The 6,986-nt window shown below is 52.9% G+C and carries 6 protein-coding genes; 3 read left to right on the plus strand and 3 right to left on the minus strand.

Annotation, left to right across the window (positions count from 1 at the left end; genetic code table 11):
• The first annotated feature begins 137 nt into the window (after window positions 1-137).
• From Q0294_RS23245 to Q0294_RS23255, 3 genes are all read left to right on the plus strand, one after another.
• Window positions 138-845 (plus strand): metallophosphoesterase, encoded by a 708-nt coding sequence (locus Q0294_RS23245; protein WP_299470253.1) that lies wholly within the window; start codon window positions 138-140, stop codon window positions 843-845.
• Window positions 846-872: 27 nt separating this feature from the next.
• A complete protein-coding gene (locus Q0294_RS23250) occupies window positions 873-1,742 on the plus strand; it encodes a hypothetical protein (RefSeq protein ID WP_299470254.1) in 870 nt (289 codons plus the stop codon).
• A 158-nt stretch (window positions 1,743-1,900) separates the two neighbouring features.
• Window positions 1,901-2,815, plus strand: coding sequence for a peptidyl-alpha-hydroxyglycine alpha-amidating lyase family protein (locus Q0294_RS23255; RefSeq protein ID WP_299470255.1), 915 nt, complete (start codon window positions 1,901-1,903; stop codon window positions 2,813-2,815).
• 209 nt (window positions 2,816-3,024) lie between these two features.
• Here Q0294_RS23255 and Q0294_RS23260 read toward each other — a convergent pair whose 3' ends face one another.
• From Q0294_RS23260 to Q0294_RS23270, 3 genes are all read right to left on the minus strand, one after another.
• The gene (locus tag Q0294_RS23260) at window positions 3,025-3,564 is read right to left on the minus strand and encodes a LecA/PA-IL family lectin (protein WP_299470256.1); all 540 of its coding nucleotides are present in this window, start codon (window positions 3,562-3,564) and stop codon (window positions 3,025-3,027) included.
• A gap of 632 nt (window positions 3,565-4,196) precedes the next feature.
• Complete coding sequence (locus tag Q0294_RS23265; RefSeq protein WP_299470257.1) at window positions 4,197-6,584, minus strand: dienelactone hydrolase family protein; 2,388 nt, start codon at window positions 6,582-6,584, stop codon at window positions 4,197-4,199.
• Between the two features lie 194 nt (window positions 6,585-6,778).
• On the minus strand, window positions 6,779-6,986 hold a 208-nt coding region (locus Q0294_RS23270), incomplete at its 5' end, for a hypothetical protein (RefSeq protein ID WP_299470258.1).

Below are 6,986 nucleotides of genomic sequence, written 5' to 3' on the forward strand. Positions count from 1 at the left end.
TCTCTTCAGCGATTGATGAACGTGTAAAGAGAAACCTCGTGTGGTCGTAGATTTGAGAACGGATGCGGCGCGAGCTTCATCTGTGCCTGAAAGTATTTACTGAATCCGTTTTCCAAATTCAGTCAGGAGAAGAGGATTTGCACGCCGGTCCGCTGGAAATTGGTTTCAATGCGCCGTTGCTTGTTCGTGAGGAACGGCTTTCGTCGTGTCCCGACGCTTGTCGTCTGGCGTATGTGAGCGATATCCATCTGCGCGGCGGCAGATCCGGCCACATCGCGAAACAGGTGATTGACGCCGTATGCCGCTGCGCTGCGAATGCGGTGCTCCTCGGCGGCGATTTGATTGATAGCTCATCCGAACTGGATAGCCTGCGTGCGCTGGTCAAACAGCTTGCCAGATTCGCGCCAGTGCTGGCGGTCGGTGGAAACCACGACAGCCGCGTCGGCACGAGCCAGGTATGTGACGCGGTTCAGAATGGCGGCGGTGCCTGGATTCAGAATGGCAGCGTCGACGTCCGGCACAATTCTCGTGTGATTTCCGTATGCGGTCCCGACTTTGCTACCCGGCCAACCGGTGACGTGCGTGTGCTCTGCGCGCACAACCCGCGGATCTGGAAAACGACGCGACACGCCGGCTATGATCTGGTTCTCGCCGGACACCTGCACGGCTGCCAGTTTGTTGCTTTCGAATTCCGCGACCGCTTATTTCCGGGTGCCGTTTTCTACCCGTATAACTACCTCAGCCATCAATTTGGCGCAACGCGTCTGGTCGTGAGTCGCGGCATCAGTGACCTGGTGCCGATTCGCTGGCGGTGTCCGCGCGAAGTGGTTCTGTGTTACGTCTGACATGAATTGGGATGAAAATACAAGCTCATGATTTTTTCGATCAACTGTGATACTGAAAGGATCAAGCCACCGTTCGGCCGTCTCGCGGCGAGCCTGGTCGCCATGATTAGTTTTTTGCGCGGGATGCCATTGTTCGTTTCCGTTCGCCCGAGAACTCCGCTACGCGTCCTCTGTCTGATGGCATTCGATACCGTCCACGTGTTGCGGTTTTCGCGGCGTATGTCGTCACAGAAATTACAGACTCTGGCGGCACTACTCGACTTTGGCGCGTGTGCGAATGACTTTTACGACAGCAAGGATTTCTCACTTCAGGAATACCAGGCAACACGGCGATTGCTCAAGTCTGCTCAAACTGGCACGGTAGTTAACGAATATGTGTGCCGTTTACGTCATCTTGAGATGCGACGCTCCTTACCCGGTGGTGACGATCGGCTGCATGGAAAAGCTCAAGCATATCGGGAATCAGTCATCCGACTGTCGCTGGGAATGGTTGCTGCAACAGCTCTGGACGACATGACAATCGAAGACGGAATCCAGGCGACATACCGCGACGATGATCTCGAAACGCTTTACCGGATCGTGATGCTCTGCCAGATCATCGATGATGTCCTCGACTTTGCGAAAGACAAAAACGACGGACTGCCCGGTTTTCTCACAGCCCATGCGTCGCCGTCTCAGGCTTTAACGCTGACTTCCGCTGCGGCGCTGCGGTATGCGAACCGGGACAGTATGCCGTCTTTGCCGCACGTGTTTCCGTTTCGCGTAGCACTGATGGGAGTTTCAGTTCTTGCTCAGGTGTCAATCAGCTACGGCTACTGGCGATTGAGATGGTACTCGCTGCGAAACTGGTCGGCATCGATCGTTAACTGGAACGCGTCTACTGATCCGCACTCATAATTGGTAGCGAGTTCATTTCTTCGCTCAGTACATAGACGAGTGTTCTGGGGCATAGTCTCGACAGTCGGATGAAAACGGCGTACACTGATTTGATCGAAACATAAATCGGTCTTGTCCGACACCAGCGGTCGATCTAAAGCCTCACAGGAGAGTCTCGTATGAACCAGCATTACACTCATCGCGTATTCGTTTTCGCGATCACTATTTTGATACTTGCGGCGGAAGGCTCCCTTGCCGGTGAGCCAATCGATTTTGAACCGGTCGCCAGTGCGATTCAACTCCCGGAAGGTCTCACGCTGGGTCCCTGTTCGGCCGTGGATTTTGACAGCCGGGGCCGGATGTACCTCTTCCATCGCGGTAAGCAGCCGATTCTCTGTTTTGATCGGAACGGGAAATTCATCCGTTCGTGGGGGGACAACCTGATCGGTCAGGCACACGGCTTGCGCGTTGATCGACATGACACGATCTGGGTCACCGATATCGGGCATCACATGGTGTTCCAATTCAGTCCCGAGGGAAAGTTGCTGCTGGCGCTGGGGCAAACAGATAAGCCTGGTACCGGCGACGACCAGTTCAACAAACCGACGGATATCGCGTTTGGCAGTCACGACGAAATTTATATTTCAGATGGATACGGCAACAGTCGTGTGCTGAAGTTTGCCGCCAACGGAAAATATCTCGGCCAATGGGGAGAACCGGGGAAAGAGCCGGGGCAGTTCAATTTGCCGCACTCGATCATCATTGATGATAAAGGCCGCGTGCTGGTCGGCGACCGGGAGAATGACCGCGTGCAGGTCTTCGACACGGACGGGAAACTGCTGGAAGTCTGGCCCGGTTTTGCTCCTTATGGCATGGAATATGATTCTAAAGGGACACTGTTTGTAGCCGACGGCCGTGCGAACAAGGTCCTGCAACTCAATCCGGCCGGCAAAGTTGTTAATTCCTGGGGCAAGAAAGGGAACGGTCTGGGAGAATACGATCTGCCCCATATGCTGGCCGCCGATACTGCAGGGAATCTCTTCATCGCAGAAATCGGCGGACGTCGGCTGCAATCGTTGCAGAGGAAAAAATGAGGTCGATTTCATCATCTACCAAGTGAAACAAGTGTAAGTTGACAGAACCATTTAAGCGGACGGTATCGGGGAATGCCCCCTTTACCGTCCTCACAAATCATGAATCGAATAACCCAGATTTGAAACTAAATGGCGAGCCAAATCCGGTTCACTAATATGTTATCCCGAGTCTACATTTACCATGTGTCCCTGTTGTGGAACAGTTGCTGTTAAGGCAATGGTTTAACGACGGTAACCTTAACATCGAATGAGCCGCTGTTGTCGTTGTATGTACCCCTTCTGTCGTTTGGAATCACCATGAGGCGGCCTCCAATGCCATATTCAATACGACAGGGGTTGTAGCAACCATTGTTTACAAAGCAGACGTTAGTGCCCCCTTTTTCACGAAGGGCCGGAACTAGTTGGAAGATATTTGCCTTCTTGCAGGTGAACGAGGAATCGATTTGGCCACGTTTACCGCAAAAGTCATGAATGACTTCGCCGTTGTGGGCGTAGCGCCAGGCAACATCTGAAAACGTGTAGAGGGCCTCAATGACCCAGATGGGTTTGTTGTTACTGTCGTTCAGAAGCTGGTAGGGTTTGGACACGGGAACATTGTTGTAATAATACGAGGCAACTGCGGTCCCTTCGACAGTGGTTCGCCATTCCGCGACAGCTTGATGTTCGATGGTATCATCGGGTGTTTCACGAGTGACATCCATCGATTCATCGGCGAGAGGGTAGAGTCCGAGGTGAAGTTGAGCGGTCATGTTCGGTTCCTTTTGTGAAAAGTATAGTGTAAAGGGATAACTTGTGATTCACCTACATAGACTTGTTCATAGCTGTAGCCTTATTGGCTTTAGATCGCGCAGCAGTTTTGTATCTGAGGACAGCCTGCTATAGATAATGCTGGACGCCACAAACAAGCTCTGTAGATCACATCCTTCAAATTGAGATATGTGATTTTGCAACCCTGCAGTGTATAAACCGTATTTCATTGCTGGAGTGGATCAGGAAAATCTGAAAAAATTCTTACAGATCCAGCCTTGATAACATTGGCAGGGGGTAATGTGATTTTGCAATTGAAAACTGATCAGAGCAGAAGAGTGGCAGAATGCAAACCAGCATGGGTGATTCTGCGGGAGAATGGGAGACCGAGAAGTACCGTCTCACCTTTCGGGAGTAGACACTGTACTCTGCCATCAAACCAGCTTTGTACGCCGTGAATGGTCCAGGTTTCTGATCCCTTGTCTGTCCGGTCATCTGGCACCGGTTATCTGGCCTGCTCAGCAGGGCAGTCAGTTACCCGACCAGACAACGTTGGCGGTACGAGTTAAGTTTCCTGATCCTGATACCACGCAGGTATATGTTCTGACTGTCGAAAACTGAAATTCGTCTGAGTTCAGTCGGCTTCTTTCGGGGCGGGCCAGTTGAGGTGTTTGTGCAGGAAATCGTAAGAACCCTGCTCATGAATCGCATGCGGACCTTTGATGTATTCGATTTCGGCCCGGTCGCCGATGCCCAGTTGTGCCTGGTAGAGAAATTGTACCTTGGCATATTCCTGGGCAACCCGGTCATCGGGTTCGACGCCATCAAAGTGTCCGCGTTCCACCATGAAAGGACGGGGGCAGATCAGAGCCGCCATCTCTGCATAGTTGAAAGTGCTGCCCAGATTCCATTCGAAGATTTCATACTCCCCCTTATTCGCGTAGCTGTAACGCAGCGAGCGTTTGTCGGTGGCCGCGTTTTTCCAGACCCATTCCCCGAAATCAGCCGAGCAGATTGACAGGGCATAGTTTTTCACCAGCGGGGGAATCCGCATGGCTGACTTGCCGCCGTAAGAAATTCCGTAAAAACCGATTCGTGTTTTATCGACGAACGGCTGCTTCGAGAGCCAGTCGGTGATCTGCTGATGCTGCGGGACCGCGATGGAAAACAGAGTCCGGCCGATCGACTGCGATTTGAATTGCAGCGTGCGAAAGCGATCAAACAGAACGTACGGATTCTGGGGTGCAAACGTGATGAAACCCCGTTCCGCCAGATGGGTCGAGAATGATTTATAGGCGGGATAACCTTGCTCGCCTACCGTGTGCTGCGGACGTCCTTCCAGCCCGTGCTGACAGACGACCACGGGGCGTTTTTCCGAGCCGTCAAGTTTCATGTCTTTGGGCAGCGTCAGAATGCCATACGCGGTGACATCGGGAAACACATCCAGTTCGACTTCGTAGCTGACCGTTTTCGGACCTTCCTGATATTTTCGCGTCCGGGCATTGTCGGGCAGGAGTTCCAGGTTAAATGCGCCGATGACATCATCGCGAAAGATCTTGCGATACGGTTCGGTCGATTTCTCGAAATTCTCCAGCGAATCTGTTTTGAGGTCCTTCATGAATTCGATGCGGCTTTCGTAGGCCAGTTGCAACAGACGTTGATTGTGCCTGAGGATTTCCGCCAGCTGATCCGCGTGACGCTGGCTGGCCTGATCACGTGACTTGAGATCGAGCGGTTTTGATGCGGGGGCAAGCAACGCGTCTGCGTCCAGACTTTGAATCAATGCCGTGAGAGTGGTCTGTGATACGGGCACTTCCGATTTCACCAGTTCCAGTGTGGGCGCCTTGGGTTTCAGAGCAGCGACAAACTCGCGGGCCCGGGCGAATTCGGTTTTGACTTCTGCTTTATCGGGGACCAGTAATCGCCCCGGTTTGCCTTTCAGAGCGACATAACCGTCCTGTTTGACTTCCAACTCGCCCGAGGCGGTCGTGCGAAAGCCGTATTCCGGACAGGTTCCCGCTTCGATGATCAGAGTCCGCGGCGCGACCAGACTGGCGATTTCCGCATCGCCGAACGAATTGAGCAGACCAAATACGGTTCGATCGGCGGGTTCCTCCCAGACAAGCTGTCGCGAACCGAAATAACCGCAGACGGCGGCACTGTCGATGCGCGGGTCAAGGGCCGCAGCGTATAACGCCAGCCGTCCCCCTTCACCCCAGCCAATCACACCCACGGGACGATTGTCATTGCCGCTGGTCTGCTTCAAAATGCTGACCCCCGCCATGATTTTCTGCGTTTCGTAACCGGCCAGGGTGCGACCCAGTTCGAAGGAAGGGCGATGCGCCCACTCGCGATTACTCATTTTCCATTCGTTATTCTCACGATTGATCAGAGTCGGAATCAACACGCGAAAACCGGAACGCACGAGCTGCTGTGCATAAGCGTCCGCGGGATTCTTAGCGGAGACCAGATCTTCCGGCAACTGGTCGGCTTCCGGAACGGCGATGATGTCTCCCCGGATTTTACCCTGGGGCACCAGCAACAGACCGGTGCCGTTGAGATCATCCAGCGTCGGCCAGCTGACTTCAAAAATAGTGAATTCATCGGAAGGTTGAGCCGCTGATTCACCAATGTAGGAGATGCGTCCGGCGACAAGTGGATCGGTGAGACCGAGAATCGCGGACAGTTCCTGCTGTTTTCCGGTGATCGATTTCACATAGGCGTCCGGTGAAGAAAGATCACGATTCCAGAGTTTGGGGCGTTCAACGGCCGCTTGTGCGATCTGTTTCAAGAGAAATCGATCAATGCCGGCAATCGTTTTTTCACTGAGATCGCTGTTATCAGTTAAAGGTTGTGTCTGCGGCAGAGGCCGTTGATCGGACGCCGGTTTCAGGACTGCCCAGGGAGGGGCTTCCGTTTTATCAGCCGCTGTTGACTGAGTCAGGAGAAGCGGAAACAGGCTGGCGATGAGCATGTTGAAAGTGACAAAAACAGTCGCTCGGAGTCTGTTCGAAGTTTTCATGATGTTTCCCTGGTTGGATTCTGTTTCCGATAAATCGTGCAAGCAGTTCATTCGATGATACCTCTGTCGTAAGTGTGTCGGCAATTGAATCCCGTCTTTTTTCCAGATTCAATGAATGTTGTGCATATAAAAATAACGTACTCTGTTCCGCTCCCTGTCCTGTCGGTGAGACCCGCCGTATGCAGACAGCCGCGTCATTTCTGCTGCGTACTGCTTTCCAGAAAGGCGAGCAAATCTTTTAATTCACGGTCAGTTAAGGAGTGAACCAGACCCGAAGGCATGAAGGAGACCGGCGATTCGACCATCGCTTCCACGTCACTGCGGTCAAACGTGAGATTCTGCCCGTTGGCATCACGGATGGTTTCTTTGATGTAGGATCGCAGTCGAATTCCCGTAAAGGTG

It is taken from the genome of uncultured Gimesia sp., assembly GCF_937919775.1.
Taxonomy (GTDB): Bacteria; Planctomycetota; Planctomycetia; order Planctomycetales; family Planctomycetaceae; genus Gimesia.